Source organism: Rahnella bonaserana, from assembly GCF_019049675.1.
Taxonomy (GTDB): Bacteria; Pseudomonadota; Gammaproteobacteria; order Enterobacterales; family Enterobacteriaceae; genus Rahnella; species Rahnella bonaserana.
The window spans coordinates 79192-95985 of record NZ_JAFMOW010000053.1 but is presented as its reverse complement, the minus strand read 5'-3'; the positions used below and the strand labels follow the sequence as shown (position 1 = coordinate 95985).

General features: G+C 52.6%; 20 protein-coding genes. 7 read left to right on the top strand and 13 right to left on the bottom strand.

Translation table 11 applies throughout. The features are described from left to right. Positions 1 to 38: 38 nt before the first annotated feature. From rpsG to fkpA, 7 genes are all read right to left on the bottom strand, one after another. Positions 39 to 509 (bottom strand): 30S ribosomal protein S7, encoded by a 471-nt coding sequence (gene rpsG / locus J1778_RS04755; protein WP_005969574.1) that lies wholly within the window; start codon positions 507 to 509, stop codon positions 39 to 41. A 96-nt stretch (positions 510 to 605) separates the two neighbouring features. Continuing rightward, positions 606 to 980, bottom strand: a complete 375-nt coding sequence (gene rpsL, locus J1778_RS04750; protein ID WP_009638963.1) for a 30S ribosomal protein S12 — start codon at positions 978 to 980, stop codon at positions 606 to 608. Between the two features lie 143 nt (positions 981 to 1123). Beyond that, positions 1124 to 1411: a sulfurtransferase complex subunit TusB gene (gene tusB, locus J1778_RS04745; RefSeq protein ID WP_217172209.1), complete on the bottom strand. Its 288-nt coding sequence runs from the start codon at positions 1409 to 1411 to the stop codon at positions 1124 to 1126. 13 nt (positions 1412 to 1424) lie between these two features. Continuing rightward, positions 1425 to 1784 (bottom strand): sulfurtransferase complex subunit TusC, encoded by a 360-nt coding sequence (gene tusC / locus J1778_RS04740; protein WP_120162580.1) that lies wholly within the window; start codon positions 1782 to 1784, stop codon positions 1425 to 1427. A gap of 17 nt (positions 1785 to 1801) precedes the next feature. After that, entirely contained in the window at positions 1802 to 2194 is a 393-nt protein-coding gene (gene tusD / locus J1778_RS04735) for a sulfurtransferase complex subunit TusD (protein ID WP_217172208.1), read from the bottom strand. Next, positions 2191 to 2913, bottom strand: a complete 723-nt coding sequence (locus tag J1778_RS04730) for a helix-turn-helix transcriptional regulator (protein WP_167459614.1) — start codon at positions 2911 to 2913, stop codon at positions 2191 to 2193. Before J1778_RS04730 ends, tusD begins: the two co-directional genes overlap by 4 nt. Positions 2914 to 3177: 264 nt before the next feature. Further along, positions 3178 to 4032 (bottom strand): FKBP-type peptidyl-prolyl cis-trans isomerase, encoded by an 855-nt coding sequence (gene fkpA, locus J1778_RS04725; RefSeq protein WP_217172207.1) that lies wholly within the window; start codon positions 4030 to 4032, stop codon positions 3178 to 3180. A gap of 293 nt (positions 4033 to 4325) precedes the next feature. On the opposite strand from fkpA, the gene J1778_RS04720 reads away from it, so the two are divergent. Next, entirely contained in the window at positions 4326 to 4544 is a 219-nt protein-coding gene (locus tag J1778_RS04720) for a protein SlyX (protein ID WP_112288598.1), read from the top strand. A 71-nt stretch (positions 4545 to 4615) separates the two neighbouring features. Here J1778_RS04720 and slyD read toward each other — a convergent pair whose 3' ends face one another. The 4 genes from slyD to kefG all read right to left on the bottom strand — a co-directional run bounded on the left by slyD (position 4616) and on the right by kefG (position 8065). Beyond that, on the bottom strand, positions 4616 to 5221 hold the full coding sequence (slyD, locus tag J1778_RS04715) for a peptidylprolyl isomerase (RefSeq protein ID WP_120162582.1): 606 nt from the start codon (positions 5219 to 5221) through the stop codon (positions 4616 to 4618). A gap of 198 nt (positions 5222 to 5419) precedes the next feature. Then, positions 5420 to 5623, bottom strand: coding sequence for a YheV family putative zinc ribbon protein (locus J1778_RS04710; RefSeq protein ID WP_013573660.1), 204 nt, complete (start codon positions 5621 to 5623; stop codon positions 5420 to 5422). Positions 5624 to 5702: 79 nt separating this feature from the next. Continuing rightward, positions 5703 to 7511, bottom strand: a complete 1809-nt coding sequence (kefB, locus tag J1778_RS04705; RefSeq protein ID WP_120133979.1) for a glutathione-regulated potassium-efflux system protein KefB — start codon at positions 7509 to 7511, stop codon at positions 5703 to 5705. Further along, positions 7511 to 8065, bottom strand: coding sequence for a glutathione-regulated potassium-efflux system ancillary protein KefG (gene kefG / locus J1778_RS04700; RefSeq protein WP_217172206.1), 555 nt, complete (start codon positions 8063 to 8065; stop codon positions 7511 to 7513). The genes kefB and kefG overlap by 1 nt, the downstream gene beginning before the upstream one ends. 129 nt (positions 8066 to 8194) lie before the next feature. On the opposite strand from kefG, the gene J1778_RS04695 reads away from it, so the two are divergent. After that, positions 8195 to 10111 carry an ABC transporter ATP-binding protein gene (locus J1778_RS04695; RefSeq protein ID WP_217172205.1) on the top strand — a complete coding sequence of 639 codons (1917 nt, stop codon included), beginning with the start codon at positions 8195 to 8197 and terminating at the stop codon, positions 10109 to 10111. Between the two features lie 60 nt (positions 10112 to 10171). Here the strand turns inward: J1778_RS04695 and J1778_RS04690 are convergent, their stop codons facing one another. Further along, complete coding sequence (locus J1778_RS04690) at positions 10172 to 10774, bottom strand: LysE family translocator (protein ID WP_217172204.1); 603 nt, start codon at positions 10772 to 10774, stop codon at positions 10172 to 10174. 100 nt (positions 10775 to 10874) lie between these two features. Here J1778_RS04690 and J1778_RS04685 point away from each other — a divergent pair, with 100 nt between their 5' ends. The 3 genes from J1778_RS04685 to J1778_RS04675 all read left to right on the top strand — a co-directional run bounded on the left by J1778_RS04685 (position 10875) and on the right by J1778_RS04675 (position 13137). Then, positions 10875 to 11882 (top strand): hydrolase, encoded by a 1008-nt coding sequence (locus J1778_RS04685; protein ID WP_217172203.1) that lies wholly within the window; start codon positions 10875 to 10877, stop codon positions 11880 to 11882. Further along, positions 11879 to 12124: a YheU family protein gene (locus J1778_RS04680; protein ID WP_217172202.1), complete on the top strand. Its 246-nt coding sequence runs from the start codon at positions 11879 to 11881 to the stop codon at positions 12122 to 12124. The genes J1778_RS04685 and J1778_RS04680 overlap by 4 nt, the downstream gene beginning before the upstream one ends. Positions 12125 to 12267: 143 nt before the next feature. Next, entirely contained in the window at positions 12268 to 13137 is an 870-nt protein-coding gene (locus J1778_RS04675; RefSeq protein ID WP_217172201.1) for a phosphoribulokinase, read from the top strand. A 115-nt stretch (positions 13138 to 13252) separates the two neighbouring features. Here J1778_RS04675 and J1778_RS04670 read toward each other — a convergent pair whose 3' ends face one another. After that, the gene (locus J1778_RS04670; protein ID WP_217172200.1) at positions 13253 to 13660 is read right to left on the bottom strand and encodes an OsmC family protein; all 408 of its coding nucleotides are present in this window, start codon (positions 13658 to 13660) and stop codon (positions 13253 to 13255) included. A gap of 362 nt (positions 13661 to 14022) precedes the next feature. Here J1778_RS04670 and crp point away from each other — a divergent pair, with 362 nt between their 5' ends. Next, positions 14023 to 14655, top strand: coding sequence for a cAMP-activated global transcriptional regulator CRP (gene crp, locus J1778_RS04665; protein WP_013573634.1), 633 nt, complete (start codon positions 14023 to 14025; stop codon positions 14653 to 14655). A gap of 61 nt (positions 14656 to 14716) precedes the next feature. Further along, positions 14717 to 16792, top strand: a complete 2076-nt coding sequence (locus tag J1778_RS04660; protein ID WP_217172199.1) for a YccS/YhfK family putative transporter — start codon at positions 14717 to 14719, stop codon at positions 16790 to 16792. Positions 16793 to 16794 lie beyond the last annotated feature (2 nt).

The following is a 16794-nucleotide window of genomic DNA, read 5'->3' as shown; positions in this document are numbered from 1 at the left end:
GAAGCGCCCGCTTGGTTAGCATAACTACTGCGAAGTGATTACCAGCGGTAGTGCGCGAACGCCTTGTTGGCTTCAGCCATACGGTGAACGTCTTCACGTTTCTTAACTGCAGTACCTTTGTTCTCTGCAGCATCAGAAAGTTCGTTCGCCAGGCGGAGAGCCATGGATTTATCACCGCGTTTACGAGCAGCTTCAACGATCCAACGCATTGCCAGAGCATTACGACGAACCGGACGGACTTCAACTGGAACCTGATAAGTAGAACCACCTACGCGGCGGGACTTAACTTCGACAGTCGGACGAACGTTGTCCAGAGCGACTTCGAAAGCTTCCAGGTGGCCTTTACCGCTACGTTGAGCCAGGGTCTCAAGAGCAGTGTAGACGATTGCTTCTGCAGTAGATTTTTTACCATCTACCATCAGAATGTTGACGAATTTTGCCAGCAGTTCGGATCCGAACTTAGGATCTGGCAGGATTTTACGTTGACCAATGACGCGACGACGTGGCATGGAAATACTCCGTTGTTAATTCAGGATTGTCCAAAACTCTAAGAGTTTATTTTGACAGTAAAGTGAAAATGTTTGGCCTTACTTAACGGAGAACCATTAAGACTTCGGCTTTTTAACGCCGTATTTAGAACGAGATTGCTTACGATCCTTAACGCCTGAACAGTCCAGCGCGCCACGGACGGTGTGATAACGCACACCTGGCAAGTCTTTTACACGACCGCCACGGATCAGGATCACGGAGTGTTCCTGAAGGTTATGACCTTCACCGCCGATGTAGGAGGTAACTTCAAAACCGTTAGTCAAACGCACACGGCATACTTTACGCAGTGCGGAGTTTGGTTTTTTAGGGGTGGTAGTATATACACGAGTACATACGCCACGTTTCTGCGGGCAAGCTTCCAGCGCTGGAACGTTGCTTTTAACAACCTTCGTAGAGCGTGGTTTGCGTACCAGCTGATTAATTGTTGCCATTAAAAAGCTCCTGGATTTTGGTTCATAAACTACTTTGTAAACGCGTGATAAATCGCCCCATAAAAAGCATAAGCTAATATGGGGACGCAGAATTTTAGGGCTGACCTAAGAGGGTGTCAAGAAATATACAGCACATCAGTAAATCACCATGCTGTTTGCTGGGTATGTTTCTCAGTCAGCGCGACGAATCCAGTATAGTCGATCAATGTGATTCTGTGCGAAATTTGACCAACCAATCCTCTGGCCGCCAGATCCTCGCTGAGGACATAAATCGACTGAACATGTTGGCTGAGCAGATTACATGCCTCACTGCCATCAAGCGCAGCCAGTACGCCATCCTGCATCAGCAAAAGTGCATCTTCCTGAGCGACCAGCTTAACAATCAATGAGAAATCACATTGTTGCGGGGAACGGGCAAGAGTAAAAAGCATGGAATTTCCTGATTTAAAACGTCATCACCACATCAAAACTGGCCAGTCGTCCGCGAATTTCAGTCGCAGACAACGGCTCGACATCCAGTACCCATTCATGTCCCGCAGATAAACCACGTGACTTCAGCGAGTCTTCACAGACAAAGCACTGATCGACGTCGTAAAGTGATAACACACCGAATGTGGCAATATAATTACGGGCGAGAATTTTTTCTGGTTGTTGTGCCGGCATGAGCTGAAAAACGCCATCAGCCATAAAAAACACGCCGATATCTTCGGTCAGGGCTGATGTCGCCAGCAGCGCATCCAGGCCTTCTCTTCCCGCTGAAGTGCCGTGGGGTCCCTGAGTGAACACAAACGCTATTTTCTTCATTGCCGGTCCCTGCTCCATCAGAACTGCACCACGCGATCGCAGGTCAGCGACGCTTCTGCGAGGCTGCCCAACCCGGTCAGGGCAAAACCGGCTTGTAAATTCGTCTGGCCGTGTCCCTGATTGTGGGCTTCTGTTTCATCGATGACACCGCGACGTAAAGCCGCTGCCACGCAAACATTGAGAGCGACCTGATGGTCCGCCGCCATACGCTGCCAGGATCTGACCAGATCAAATTCGTCCGACGCGGGTGCGGAAAGCATATTACCGTTGAGAACGCCCTCACGATAAAAAAACACGCTGTCCAGCTGATGGCCGCTGTCTATCAAGGCCAGGGCGAACTGATACGCTGCACTGGCTTGTTGTGTTCCGTAAGCAGGACCGGTTACCAGGAGGCAATAACGCAGTTTCAACGCTCGTTCCCCACCAGATCCCCGCTTTTAAACTGGCGGATATACAGGTAAACCGTATGCTTGGAAATATTGAGGCGGTCAGCAACCTGATTTATGGCATCTTTGATATCAAAAATACCCTTTTCATAAAGATTCAACACAACCTGACGGTTCTTCGCGTTATTAGAAACGGTGCGGTCAGCGTTCACTTCTTCGATAGTGAATTCCAGCGTTTGCGCAACCAGGTCATCCACAGATGAGGCGAAGTTTACGGAAGATGCCACTTCCTGAGTTTCAGGCGGCATAAAGGTCTGAATAATTTGCGAGAAAGGTACGTCGAGATTCATGTTGATGCACAGCAGACCAATAACGCGTTGCTCACGGTTACGAATAGCGATGGTGACCGACTTCATCAACACACCACTTTTCGCACGCGTGAAGTAGGCTTTGGACACATTGCTGTCCGCACCGGTCATGTCATGCAACATGCGCAGAGCTAAATCGGTAATCGGTGAGCCGATCTTACGGCCGGTATGCTCACCATTTGCAATACGAACCGCTGAACATTTCAGGTCTTCCAGTGAATGCAGAACAATTTCGCAATGCTCACCGATCAGCATCGCAAGTCCGTCCACCACGGCCTCGTATGAAGACAAAATCTCATGATCGACCTGGCTGAACGGACGTTGGTCCAGCAAATCCAGTTCACCGGTTTCGCCAGTTATAAGCGAATTAGACATCGAAGCTACCACCCTCTCTATCGCGCCTTCCAACGGGAGTCAGGACGCATTATTCATCATTCCACGGTCGTTACTGTATCAAAGACACAGAAAAAACGGCCTTGCGATTATATGGATCTGTGACGTTATGCCGGGGAAACAAAAGCGTCAAGTTATCATCATAGAGTAACCTCAATAAAATGAAGGGCGGGCTGTAAGAAAAGTTTAAGGCGAAAAAAAACCGCCGCATTTAGCGACGGTTTTCTGCAACAGCTCAACAGCAACTTAGTTTGCTTTTGGTGCCGCTTCAGCAGGTTTTTCAGCTGCTTTCGGGTCAGCCTTTGGTGCCGCTTTCACATCCAGCAGTTCAACATCGAACACCAGAGTAGAGTTAGCAGGGATCCCCGGGACGCCAGTTTTGCCGTAAGCCAGTGCTGGTGGGATGACCAGCTTGATTTTGCCGCCTTTCTTAAGGTGTTTCAGGCCTTCGGTCCAGCCCGGGATAACACCGTCAAGACGGAAAGACAGCGGCTCGCCACGGGTATAGGAGTTATCAAACTCAGTACCGTCGGTCAGAGTTCCTTTGTAGTTCACTACAACGGTATCGCTGTCTTTTGGCGCTGCGCCAGTACCTGGTTTTTCTACCTGGTACAGCAGGCCTGATTCAGTCTTCTTCACGCCTTTTTCTTTGGCGAAATCAGCACGGAATTTGTCGCCTTTGTCAGCGTTAGCTTTAGCGTCCTGCTCCATCTTAGCCTGTGCAGATGCTTTCACACGGCCTTCGAAGGTTTGCAGAGTCTTCTCGATTTCCTGATCAGACAGTTTGCTTTTGTTGGCGAACGCATCCTGAACACCGGCGATCAGCTGGTCTTTATCCAGTTTGATGCCCAGTTTTTCTTGCTCTTTCAGGGAGTTGTCCATGTAGCGACCCAGTGATGCGCCGAGAGCATAAGCAGCCTGCTCGTCATCATTTTTGAACTTGGTCGTGTCTGTTGCTGCCGGAGCAGCTGCAGCAGGGGCAGCGGCTGGCGCAGGGGCAGCAGCGGCCGGTGCTGTGGCTTCAGCAGCCATAACCTGGGTGGCATTCAGGGCGAGCGCCATGGTAGTTGCCAGCAGAGTTACTTTAAACAGTGATTTCATCCATTTCTCCAAGACCAGAAGCATATGACCTCTGGTAATAATTACGAAAGTTCGGCGGTTACTATAACTGTCCGTCTCACGACAAAACAATCTCTATACACGCCATTAGCGTCATATTCAGACCTTTTGTACCTCAATTAGTTTCGTCTGGTTATGAAGAGTCGAAGATAAAGCGCCGCAGAGGTCAGGCAATTAAGCAGGTTTACGGGTAGAATCGCCGGTCTACAATAGAGTATAGGGTTCCGGTCAGTGCTCAACCTGATCAACTTGAGCCGCACAATGAGGTAATGATTATGGACTCAAACACCGTTGAACAACGTCTTGAGATGCTGGAAAACAAGCTGGCTTTTCAGGAAATCACGATTGAAGAGCTGAATTTGATCGTCACACAGCACCAGCTGGAGATGAGCAGATTGCACGATCACCTGCGCCTGCTGACAGACAAACTTCGTGCCAGCCAGCCATCAATGATTGCCGATCAGTCGGAAGAAACGCCTCCGCCGCATTACTGATGCTGTTTCTGACGCAACAAAAAGGCGCCCTTGCGGCGCCTTTCGTTTTTATCACTGTGCAAAGACAGTGATTAGTGGCAACCGCAGCCACCATTACCGCCACAACCGCCTTTTTTGCCGTGATCATGACCGTGGTCGTGATCATGATCGTGGCCGTGACCACCGCAGCAACCTTCACCGTGTTCATGGTCGTGACCATGATCGTGGCCGTGTTCGCCGTGAACGTGGCCGTGAGCCAGTTCTTCTTCAGTCGCTTCACGAATTGCCACAACTTCAACGTGGAAGTTCAGATCCTGACCTGCCAGCATATGGTTGCCGTCGACAACAACGTGGTCGCCATCAACTTCAGTGATTTCTACAGGAACCGGACCCTGATCGGTGTCAGCCAGGAAACGCATACCCACTTCCAGCTCATCAACACCCATGAACACGTCTTTAGGCACGCGCTGAACCAGGTTTTCATCGTAGTTGCCGTAAGCGTCATTCGCGCCAACATGCACGTCAAAAACGTCACCAATGGCATGACCTTCCAACGCAGTTTCCAGACCGGAGATCAGGGAACCATGGCCATGCAGGTAATCCAACGGCGCGCTCACCGGAGATTCATCAACCAACACACCGTCTTCTGTACGTACCTGATATGCCACGCTGATGACCAGGTCTTTTGCTACTTTCATGATAACTCCTACCGTTGGAAACTCAATTTGTTGTCTGCGGGCGTTTCATCACGCACGCAACTTCGCTTAAGGCTAATTCAGTGACGGCCACTTTTCGATGAGATCATCCTGAAAAGCGCGGCCGGATAAATTTGGCGAAGAGTGTAGCGGAAATCCGCGTCTCTGTACTACCAGCATAAAAAAACACGAGCAATAACGCTACTTCGGATCGAAAATACCAATCACCTGCTCTTCCGGCCGCAGCTTCTTGCTGACCTGTGCATCGGTCTGACGCTGATGGTGCCCGCACTTCACACACTCCACCACTTCGACCTGATCTTCCTGCCATAAAGCCAGCGTATCCATCGCCTTACATTTCGGACATACCGCACCAGCGATAAACCGTTTACGGGTTGTAGCCATGTTACTTCTCCTGAAATCTGCGACATTGCGTCCGGTCATTTTTCATTCAGACGGCAAAATTATTTTTTCGCCAGCCGGACTATTCGTCATCGTCCCAGCCATCAAGCTGACGACGTTCGTTGTGCATTTCGCTCTGGAAGATATCTTCCAGTTCGCGCCGCGCTTCTTTCACACGGGAAATCTGCGCCACATCGCCGCGGTTTTGCGGTACCAGTTCACGTAGCATCCGCATATCAAGACGACGGAAATGTTGCTGGGCGCGGTACGCACTGTGCGGATGCATGCCCAGCGTGACCAGCGCCTTTTTGCCTAATTCCAGCGCACTGGAAAATGTCTCACGGGAGAAATTCGCCACACCAGCCTGCAACAGCTCATGCGCTTCAACACGTCCGCGGGCGCGCGCCAGAATATTCAAATGAGGAAAATGCTGCTGACACAAATGCACGATGGTCATGGTGTCCGCAGGCTCATCGCAAGTGATCACAATCGATTTTGCTTTTTCAGCACCTGAAGCCCTGAGCAGTTCCAGTTCGGTCGCATCGCCGTAATACACTTTATAACCGTAAGTCCGCATCAGCCCGACGGCACTGATATCACGCTCCAGCACTGTGATGCGCATTTTATTGGCCATCAGCAAACGTCCGATCACCTGTCCGAAGCGTCCGAATCCGACAATAATCACCTGCGGTTCGTCATCCTGCACAAAATGCTTTTCATCACTCTCTTCGCCGTCGTTGTAGCGACGTACCAGGATCCGGTCGACCCACTGCATCAGTAGTGGTGTGGTCATCATGGATATTGTTACCACGACCAGCAACAGCGAAAGCTGCGAGGAGGAGATCACTTTCTGCGCGCCAGCCGCCGAAAACAGCACGAAAGCAAATTCACCGCCCTGACTGAGCACGGCAGAAAACTGCAGGCGTACCGATGTGCGCAGGCCAAATATGCGGGAAAGCCCGTACAGTACCGCGCCTTTGACCGTGACCAGAATGATCACGCCTGCCAGCACCAGCAAAATGTGGGTATATAGCACGCCCAGATTCAGCGCCATGCCGACAGAAATAAAGAACAGCCCGAGCAGTAAACCCTTAAATGGCTCGATAGCGATTTCCAGTTCGTGCTGATATTCGCTTTCAGCCAATAAAATCCCGGCGATAAACGTTCCGAGCGCCATCGAAAAGCCCAGCGTATCCATGAACAGCGCCGAACCAAGCACCACCAGCAGTGCGGCGGCGGTAAATACTTCACGCACGCCGGAAGCCACAATCAGCCGGAAAATCGGCCGCAGCAGATAACGTCCGCCGATCAGCATGCCGCCAAAGGCCAGCACTTTCAGGCCGATCATCTCCCAGTTATTGCTGCCTTCAGAGCCTCCCGCCAGAATCGGTATCAGCGCCAGCGCCGGGATCACCGCGATATCCTGGAACAGCAATACGGCAAAACCCAGCTGACCGCCTTCGTTACGCGTCATGCCTTTGTCACGCATCAGCTGCAATGCCATCGCCGTGGATGACATCGCCAGCCCGATACCGCCGATCACCGCGGCTTGCCAGGAAAACTTCGTCAGATACAACAACCCGCCAAGTACCAGCGCGGTCAGGATCACCTGCCCGGCGCCGACGCCAAAGATTTGCCGCCGCAACGCCCACAGTTTGCCGGGGTTCAGTTCCAGCCCGATGATAAACATCAGGAAAACCACGCCGAGTTCAGAGAAGTGCAGAATTTCATCCACGTCGCGGATAAAGCCCAGTCCCCACGGACCGATGGCGATCCCGGCCAGCAAATAACCCAGCACTGCGCCAATCCCTAAACGCTGCGCCACCGGCACGGCGACCACAGCAGCGAACAAAAACAGCAGGATCGCCATGGGAATATTGGAAACGTCCATTATGCAATCCCTCCGTTTGGTAACGGGGATTTCAGCCATTCGCCGTAAGCTTCGGCATGACTTTGCAGCACATCCGGTTTCTGGCGGCGCGCCCAGTAAATGATGATGGGCGTCATCCAGTGCATATGGCACATAGCAGACGTCAGCTCGAATGGGCGCATAATGTCGGACATCGGATAACGGTTATAGCCCCCCGCCCGGTACGCACCCTCCGGTTCACCCGTGGTGACCACCGAACGCCAGTACTTTCCGTTAAGCGCATTGCCGCCTGCCCCGCTGGCAAAACCGCGCGCGAGGACGCGATCCATCCATTCTTTCAACAACGCCGGACAACTGTAGGTATAAAGAGGATGCTGAAAAACAATCACCTTATGATCGCGCAGCAGTTGTTGCTCACGATGGATATCAATAAAAAAATCAGGGTAGTGGGCGTACAAATCATGCACGGTGACATGTTCAAGCTGTTGAGCCTGTTGCAGTAAAACGCGGTTGGCGACCGAATCGGGTGATTCCGGATGGGCATACAGCAGCAAAACCTTTGGTGGCTGCGACATCAATACCTCCAAAGCGTCGTCAGGGTGCGGTTTTTCCGTTACCATGCTTCGCAAAGACAAAATGGGACGCGATACGTCTTGTTTAGATCATTATCATGACAATTTAACATACTCTCAACACGGCGCTTTATGATTGTTTTCTCCTCCTTACAAATCCGACGCGGCACAAACGTGCTGCTGGACAACGCGTCTGCGACCATCAATCCCGGCCAGAAAGTCGGGCTGGTGGGCAAAAATGGCTGCGGTAAATCCACCCTGATTTCCCTGTTAAAAGGTGAAATGAGCGCCGATGCAGGCAACCTGACGTTTCCGTCTAACTGGGCGCTGGCCTGGGTGAATCAGGAAACGCCTGCGCTGGACGAACCGGCGATAGAGTATGTTATCGACGGCGACCGCGAATTCCGCCAGCTGGAAGCACAATTACAACAAGCCAACGAGCGGGATGACGGCCATGCCATCGCCACGTTGCACGGTAAACTCGACGCGATTAACGCCTGGACCATTCCTGCGCGCGCGGCCAGCCTGCTCAGCGGTTTAGGGTTCACGCAAAATCAGTTGCAGCAACCGGTGAAATCATTCTCCGGCGGCTGGCGTATGCGTCTCAATCTGGCGCAGGCGCTGATTTGCCGTTCTGATTTACTGCTGCTCGACGAACCGACTAACCACCTGGATCTGGACGCGGTGATCTGGCTGGAAAAATGGCTGAAAAGCTACACCGGCACGCTGGTGTTAATTTCCCATGACCGGGATTTCCTCGATCCCATCGTCGATAAAATTATGCATATCGAACAGCAGTCGCTGAACGAATACACCGGCAACTACTCGTCCTTCGAACGCCAGCGCGCGACCAAACTGTCGCAACAGCAGGCATTGTTTGAAAGTCAGCAGGAAAAAGTGGCGCATCTGCAAAGCTACATCGACAGGTTCCGTGCACAGGCGACCAAGGCCAAGCAGGCGCAAAGCCGTATCAAAATGCTTGAGCGTATGGAGCTGATTGCCCCGGCACACGTCGACAATCCTTTTCATTTTAGCTTCCGTTCGCCGGAAAGTTTGCCCGATCCGCTGTTGCGTATGGAAAAAGTCAGCGCCGGTTATGGTGACACCACCATTCTGGAGTCGATCAAACTGAATCTGGTGCCGGGATCGCGTATCGGCTTACTGGGCCGTAACGGTGCCGGTAAATCCACTTTGATCAAACTGCTCGCAGGTACCATGCCACCGCTGCAGGGTGATATCGGCCTGGCGAAAGGCGTCAAACTCGGTTACTTCGCCCAGCATCAGCTGGAGTTTTTGCGCGCTGAAGACTCACCGTTGCAACATCTGGTTCGTCTGGCGAACAAAGAAACCGAACAGCAGTTGCGCGATTATCTCGGCGGATTTGGTTTCCACGGCGATAAAGTGACAGATCCGACCGGGCGTTTCTCCGGTGGCGAAAAAGCGCGTCTGGTACTGGCGCTGATTGTCTGGCAGCGCCCTAACCTGCTGCTGCTCGATGAGCCGACCAACCACCTAGATCTCGATATGCGTCAGGCGCTGACCGAAGCGCTGATCGACTTCGAAGGCGCGATGGTCGTCGTCTCGCATGACCGTCACTTACTGCGTTCCACCACCGACGATTTGTATCTGGTTCACGGCGGCAAAGTCGAACAGTTCGACGGCGATCTGGAAGATTATCAGCAATGGCTGGTGGACATTCAGCGTCAGGAAAGCCAGCAGGATGCACCGGCCAAAGACGGTGGCGTTAACAGCGCGCAGTCGCGTAAGGACCAGAAACGTCGCGAAGCCGATTTCCGTAATCAGACTCAGCCTCTGCGTAAACAAATCACCAAACTCGAAGCCCAGATGGAAAAACTGAGTACCGAGCTGGCGACTATCGAAGAGCGTCTGGCTGATTCCGCGATTTACGACAACAGCCGTAAAACCGAACTGACCGAATGCCTGCAACAGCAGACCAAAGTCAAAGGCGCGCTGGAAGAAACTGAAATGACCTGGCTCGATGCACAGGAACAGCTGGAAGAAATGTCGAAGGCGTTTGATCTCGACTAGTTGATCGTTCGGTAAGAAATGAGAAAGGCGCCACGACGGCGCCTTTCTTTTATCTGCAAATCAGTGCCAGATCAGCAACACACAGGCGGCGGTCAGAATACCCATCGCGATATTGAAGGTGTACCACGCACGCTTACTGCGCAGCAGGCGGCCAATGACGGTACCGAATCCAAGCCAGATAATCCCGGACACCAGATTCACCAGAAACATGCCGAGGCTGATGCCGGCAATCGATTGGTTGTAAGCCGCACCCGCCAGACTGAAACTTGCCACTGCGCCCAGCCCCATCAGCCATGCTTTTGGATTCAGGAATTGCAGCAACCAGCCCTGATATAACCGGATTGGCTTCGGTGGTGGGGCGCCGGTTTCCAGCTTTTCATAGGCCGAGGTCGCAATTTTCCACGCCAGCCAAAGCAGATACAGGCTACCGGCGATTTTGAGGAAAAGGTGTAATGCGGGATAAATCGTGATCAGACCGCCCACGCCGAAAGCCACCAGCAGCAAAATACTCTGCATGCCGAGCATAATGCCGACCATCAGCCAGATTGAGCGGAAGAAACCGAAGTTAGCGCCAGACGTGGTTAACAACATATTGTTCGGGCCCGGGGTGATAGCGGCGACCCATAAAAATCCGAGCATTGAGAAAAATAAACCGAGTTCCATTTAATTTGGGTACTCCGACCCGAAAGATGTGCGATAGCATTGAAGCTAACAGCGTGATATTGATCGCACAAGAGCCTCTTAAGAGAAATTTATTCATCTTATGGTTGAATCCTTTCGTCCCCTGCGCGGGGCCAGTAACCCTCATATCCAGACGTTGTTACCGCGGCTGGTGCGACGTCATGCAAAACTTAAACCTCACTGGCAAAGACTGGATACGCCGGACGGCGATTTTCTCGATTTAGCCTGGAGCGAAGACCCGGAAAAGGCGCGTCATAAACCGCGCATGATCTTGTTTCACGGACTGGAAGGCAGTTTCTACAGCCCTTACGCCCACGGTTTATTGCAGGCGTGGAAAGACAAAGGCTGGCTCGGCGTGGTGATGCATTTTCGCGGATGCAGCGGCGAACCGAATAAGCTTCAGCGGATTTATCATTCCGGCGAAACCGAAGATGCACGCTTTTTCATTCGCTGGCTCAATGAAACCTATGGTGAGGTGCCAACCGGTGCTGTCGGCGTTTCGCTGGGCGGGAATATGCTGGCCTGTTATCTCGGGCAGGAAGGCGAAAAATGTACGCTGAGTGCTGCCGTGGTGGTGTCTGCGCCGCTGATGCTCGAACCTTGTGCTTACCGGCTGGAGCGCGGCTCATCCCGCATTTATCAGCGGTACCTGCTCGATCAGCTTAAAGGCAATGCTTCGCGCAAACTGGCGAAATATCCGGGCACTTTGCCGGTGACGCTGGCACAACTGAAATCCATGCGCCGCATTCGTGAATTTGATGATGCCATCACCTCCAAGGCGCACGGGTTTACCGATGCGCTGGATTATTACCGCCGTTGCAGCGCTCTGCCGTTGCTGTCGCAGGTCAGAACGCCGCTGCTGATTATCCACGCCAAAGACGATCCCTTTATGACGCCGGAGGTGATCCCGAAAGCAGAGGATTTACCGGCTTGCGTGGAATATCAGTTAACAGAACATGGCGGGCATGTCGGCTTTGTTTCCGGCAGCTTACGTCATCCTCAAATGTGGCTGGAACACCGCATTCCGGCCTGGATTGCCCCGTTTTTAGAAATAAAGACAGAAACAAAGACAAAGGAAGCAACAAAGTGATTATTCCCTGGCAGGAACTGGACGCCGAACTGCTCACCAGCGTGGTGGAATCCTTCGTATTGCGCGAAGGCACCGATTACGGCGAGCAGGAGCGATCTCTGGAACAGAAAGTCGACGACGTAAAACGTCAGCTGAAAAGTGGCGATATCGTGCTGGTCTGGTCAGAACTGCATGAAACGCTGAACATTATGCCACGCGGTCAGTTCCGCGCCGGGCAGGAAGAAAATCCGCAGGACTGGTAAACCCGATCATAAATTGGATTTGGGCAGCCTGTCCCTCTGCGAATAATTATGGTAACAATGGGATTAATTATGCGCTTTGTTTGCGCCCGCCCTGAATGACCTGAAGGGCAATATGGCGTGACGTTTATGGAGTAAGTCCGACTATGTCAGCAAAACATCCTGTTATTGCAGTTACCGGCTCCAGCGGAGCAGGCACCACCACCACCAGCCTGGCATTTCGTAAAATATTTCAGCAGCTTGGCCTGCGTGCCGCTGAGCTGGAAGGCGACAGCTTTCACCATTTCACCCGCCCCGAAATGGATGCGGCAATCCGCAAGGCACGTGACCTTGGACGTCACATTAGCTATTTCGGACCGGAAGCCAACGACTTTGGTTTGCTGGAAAAAAGTTTTATCGAGTACGGTAAAACCGGTACCGGTCGCTCGCGCAAATATCTGCATACTTATGACGAAGCGGTTCCCTACAATCAGGTGCCGGGCACCTTCACGCCATGGCAGGCGCTGCCGGAACCGACTGACATTCTGTTCTATGAAGGGCTGCACGGAGGTGTTGTCGCAGACAACATTGACGTTGCCGCGCAGGTTGATTTACTGGTCGGCGTGGTGCCCATCGTCAACCTTGAGTGGATCCAGAAACTGGTGCGCGATACCGGCGAGCGCGGACATTCCCGCGAAGCCGTGATGGATTCCGTCGTACGTTCGATGGATGACTACATCAGTTACATCACGCCACAGTTTTCCCGCACGCACATCAACTTCCAGCGGGTTCCAACCATCGACACCTCGAACCCGTTTGCGGCAAAAGCCATTCCCTCCCTCGATGAAAGCTTTGTGGTGATCCACTTCCAGGGGCTGGATGACATTGATTTTCCCTATCTGCTGGCGATGTTGCAGGGCTCGTTTATCTCACACATTAAAACGCTGGTGGTTCCGGGCGGGAAAATGGGACTGGCGATGGAGCTGATTATGGCGCCGCTGGTGCAGCGCCTGATGGAAGGGAAAAAGATCGAGTAACGGGCGGATAAGCCCTTCTGCGTCATCGTCAGGTGTGAACATCCGCTGACGTTTGCCGCGCGGCGATTTTTGGATTTATTGCGCAGCCAGTGCCACGCGTATGACTGGTCGTAAATTATTCGACGTCGACCACTTCAAAACTGTGCGTGATAGTCGCCGCTTTGCCGAGCATCAGGGACACTGAACAGTACTTTTCGGCAGACAGGCTCACTGCGCGTTCAACAATCTTATCGGTGAGATCTTTACCGGTGACGATAAAATGCAGATTGATGTGCGTGAACAGGCGCGGCGCTTCTTCGCGACGTTGTGACGTCAGTTTCACTTCGCAGTCACGGACATCGTTGCGGCCTTTTTGCAAAATAGACACCACATCAATCGCGCTGCAACCACCCGCGGACATCAGTAACATTTCCATCGGGCTGGGTGCTTTATCGCCCGCATTGCCATCCATAGAAATCTGATGGCCTGACGCTGACTCGCCTAAAAACGTCAGCCCTTCTACCCATTTTACGCGTGCGTGCATGAACTATTCTCCCGGTGAATAAAGTCGTCGAATTCCGCTCCCAGAGTACCCTTTCACCTAAAATCTGGCAACGTAACCCGATCGCCATCATGCTGAAGCGAGACAACAGAAGACAGCATCACAAACCTGTGTTACAAACAAAGCCGAAACATACTTTCCAGTGAATTGCGGTGACGGTTTTCGCGGTTTAAGAACAGAACCCACGGTGATAACGGCAATAATCAGGCTGTTTCACTCCGACACCCGCTTGCAGCATTTCTGGGGAGTTATATGCTGAAAGGGCGCTTTTTTTATGAGGTGCCATACAGGGAACTCTGAGCCCTGTGATTTTGGGCAGCGATAACAACAGAGGATAATAGCAAATGGTTCTCGGCAAGCCACAAACAGACCCGACTCTCGAATGGTTCCTGTCTCACTGTCATATACATAAGTATCCTTCTAAAAGTACGCTGATTCACCAGGGTGAAAAAGCCGAAACGCTTTACTACATCGTGAAAGGGTCAGTTGCTGTCCTTATCAAGGATGAAGAAGGCAAAGAAATGATACTGTCCTACCTTAACCAAGGTGACTTCATCGGCGAGCTGGGACTCTTCGAAGAAGGTCAGGAACGTAGTGCGTGGGTTCGTGCAAAAACTGCCTGTGAAGTGGCTGAAATTTCTTATAAAAAATTCCGCCAGCTGATTCAGGTTAACCCGGATATTCTGATGCGTCTTTCCGCGCAGATGGCAAACCGTCTGCAAGTGACGTCAGAGAAAGTCGGCAACCTGGCCTTCCTCGACGTAACAGGGCGTATCGCTCAAACTCTGCTTAATCTGGCTAAACAGCCTGATGCGATGACCCATCCGGACGGGATGCAAATCAAGATCACCCGTCAGGAAATCGGCCAAATCGTCGGTTGTTCACGTGAAACAGTCGGACGTATTCTCAAAATGCTGGAAGATCAAAGTCTGATCTCCGCACACGGTAAAACGATTGTCGTTTACGGCACACGTTAATCCCTCAAAAATCGGCGCGGCAGAACACTGTCGCGCCTTTTTTATGGGCTAAGCTTTATCCATGACGCTTTGGCGAAGACTGTTTTACCACCCGGAAGTTAACTACGCGCTGCGCCAGACGCTGGTGTTGTGCCTGCCCGTTGGTATCTGCTGGTTGTTCGGCAATCTGCAAATGGGGCTGCTGTTCTCTCTTTGTCCTGCCTGCTGCAATGTTGCGGGCCTGGATACTCCGCACAAACGCTTTTTCAAACGCCTGATTATTGGCGGAACGCTCTTTGCCGTGAGCAGTATTCTGCTGCAAGTCATGCTGGAAAACTGGCACATTCCCCTGCCGCTCATCATGCTGTCGCTGGCCTTGCTGTTAGGCGTGACCGGTGAAATCAGCCCGCTGCATGCACGTCTGTTGCCCGGTGCACTGGTCGCGACCATCTTCACGCTGAGCATGGTTGGCTTGCGTCCGATGTGGCAGGCACCGGTGCTTTTCGCCGCCGGCACGGCCTGGTACGGATTGTTTAACTGGGCGTGGTTTCGTATTTCGGAAGAACAGCCGATGCGCGAAACGCTCAGTCAGCTCTATCTGCAACTCGCGGATTACTTCGAAGCTAAATACAGCCTGCTGACGCAACACACCGATCCTGAAACCGCGTTACCACCGCTGCTGACGCGCCAGCAGCAGGTCATTGACCTGATTGCCCTGCTTTATCAGCAATTGCACATGCTGCCGCAAAACGGACATCACCATCACCACAAACGGCTGTTCCAGCGTTTTCAGGTCGCGCTCGATTTGCAGGAACACATCACAGTGAGCCTGCACCAGCCGGAAGAAGTGCAGAAACTGGTGGAAGAAAGCCACGCCGAAGCGGTTATACGCCGTAATGCCCAGGTGATTTCCGCACGTCTGCGGGTCATCGCCGACGACATTCTTTATCACCGTTTATCCGAACGGTTTACGATGGCCAACGAGCTGGCCGCGCTGGAGAAAATCGCCGCGCGTAATCCCGAGAACCCTGTCGGCCAGTTTTGCTATTACCACTTCAGCCGCATTGCGCGCCTGCTGCGGACACAGCGCCCGCTGTACCGCCGCGACCTGATGAACACTCAGCCGCGTTTACCGTTCTGGCCTGCGCTGAAAAGTTATCTCTCGTTTAAATCTGTCGCCCTGCGCAATGCCGCCCGTCTGGGGATCATTCTGGCGATTGGCAGCAGCCTGGGACTGTTCTTCAACCTGCCTAAACCTTACTGGATTTTGCTGACCATCATGCTGGTCAGCCAGAACGGTTATAACGCGACGCGGGTGAGGATCCAGCACCGTGCGCTGGGTACGCTGGCCGGATTGCTGATTGCCTCAGGATTGTTAAAACTGGAGCTGCCGGAAGGCACCACGCTGTTATGCATGCTGCTGATTACGCTGTTATCCTATACGGTTTTGCGCAAAAACTACGGTCTGGCTATGGTCGGTATGACGGTGACGGCGGTATATACCCTGCAACTTCTGGCCATGAACGGCGTGCATTTCCTGGTACCGCGGCTGGTGGATACGCTGATCGGCTGCGCGCTGGCTTTCGGTGGCACCATCTGGCTGTGGCCACAATGGCAAAGCGGATTACTGCGCCAGAACGCGCACCAGGCGCTGGAAACGTATCAGGATGCCATCCGCTTACTGCTTGAAGAAAACCCGGATGCCTCGAAGCTCGCCTACACCCGCATGCAGGTTAATCAGGCGCACAATAAGCTGTTCACTTCGCTCAATCAGGCGATGCAGGAACCGGGCTTCAACTCGCATTATCTGGCGGACATGCGCCTGTGGGTGACGCACAGTCAGTTTGTGGTCGAACATATTAATGCGATGACCATCCTCGCCCGCGAGCATTACATGCTGCCGGAGAAACTGGCGACGGAGTATTTACAGACCTGCGAAATCGCGTTGCAAAGCTGTCAGCAACGGCTGCTTTACGACGGGCCAGGCAGCGAGAACAACCTGTTCAATGCGCCTGAACTGCATCCTGATATGCCACTGACCGAGATGGAACGCCACCTGCGGCGTGTGATTTCGCATCTCAGCGTGATGCATACCATTTCGTCACTGGCGTGGAAGCAGAGACCACATCATGGGATCTGGTTGACGCGGAAGGCGTGAAC